The following is a 1,024-nucleotide window of genomic DNA, read 5'->3' on the forward strand; positions in this document are numbered from 1 at the left end:
CGACGGAAGGAGCCTAAGCACGGTGGTCCCTAAGCACGCCATGAGTGGTCCCCACGCGCACTATCGGCCGATCAGCGCAGTGGCCCCCAAACACACGACTGGTGGACCCCAAAGAAGCGAATATTCATCTGTGACTTGTGACCCATGCAAACCCCCGGTCGGAGCGCATCCGGCCGCGAATGAGAGGCAATAACCCCTGATGATGATCCTGCTTCTAGCCATCGCCATCGTCGGCCCGTTCGTCGCCGCACTCCTCGTCCGCACGCTGCTGCCGGCGCCGAAGCCGGGCGTCGGTCTCGTGCTCCTCCTCGGGCTCGCAGGCGGCATCGGCGGCTTGCTCGTCGGCTTACTCCTCGGCCTGGCGATCACGCCGAACGCCCCCGCTGTCCCCTGGTTCGCTGGTGGAGCCGTCGTGGGCGGCGCGGTGCTGACCTGGCTCGTCGGCCGCGCGGTGTCGAAGCGCCGCGGGGCAGCCCAGCAGGTCGCCCGATGATCCGTCGAGCCGCGGCGGCGCTCTCCGGTGCCGCCCTCATGCTGGCGATGGCCGGGTGCAGCAGCACCATCGAGATGCCCCGTGCGTCGTCCGACTACCTCGAACAGGACGCCAACGCGGTCATCGAAGAGCTACAGGAGGCCGGGTTCGAGAACATCTACCTGGAGCAGGGCACCGAGCTCTGGTTCAACAACCTCAACCACACCGAGAACACCGTCGAGGCAATCACCCTAGACGGCATGTCGACGTTCGAAGCGGGCGAAGCCGCAGACGCCGATTCCAACATCGTGATCACGTACTACTGGTGCACGGACTACGGCTGCGCAGGCGATTTCCTCTTCGACGAAGGTTGGTAATCGGAAGCCTAACTCCGTCGAACCGAAATAGCACATCGAAGATTAAGGGGCTCTTCCCGGTTCGTGGTGATGGGGAGCGTCGCGTCGTTGACGTAGAACGGCTCGTGGTCCTGCTGTGATGGGTGTTGTCAAGACATCCGAATCTCAGAGGACCACGAGCCTGTGCACGAGAGTA

The 1,024-nt window shown here is 63.9% G+C and carries 2 protein-coding genes; both read left to right on the forward strand.

All coding sequences use genetic code 11. From position 1 onward, the window contains the following. Positions 1 to 199 precede the first annotated feature (199 nt). Positions 200 to 493 (forward strand): hypothetical protein, encoded by a 294-nt coding sequence (locus BSP109_RS16835; protein ID WP_101602082.1) that lies wholly within the window; start codon positions 200 to 202, stop codon positions 491 to 493. Further along, positions 490 to 849 (forward strand): hypothetical protein, encoded by a 360-nt coding sequence (locus tag BSP109_RS16840; protein ID WP_101602083.1) that lies wholly within the window; start codon positions 490 to 492, stop codon positions 847 to 849. The genes BSP109_RS16835 and BSP109_RS16840 overlap by 4 nt, the downstream gene beginning before the upstream one ends. The last annotated feature ends 175 nt before the right edge of the window (positions 850 to 1,024 follow it).

It is taken from the genome of Brevibacterium sp. Mu109, from assembly GCF_900169375.1.
GTDB lineage: Bacteria > Actinomycetota > Actinomycetes > Actinomycetales > Brevibacteriaceae > Brevibacterium > Brevibacterium yomogidense_A.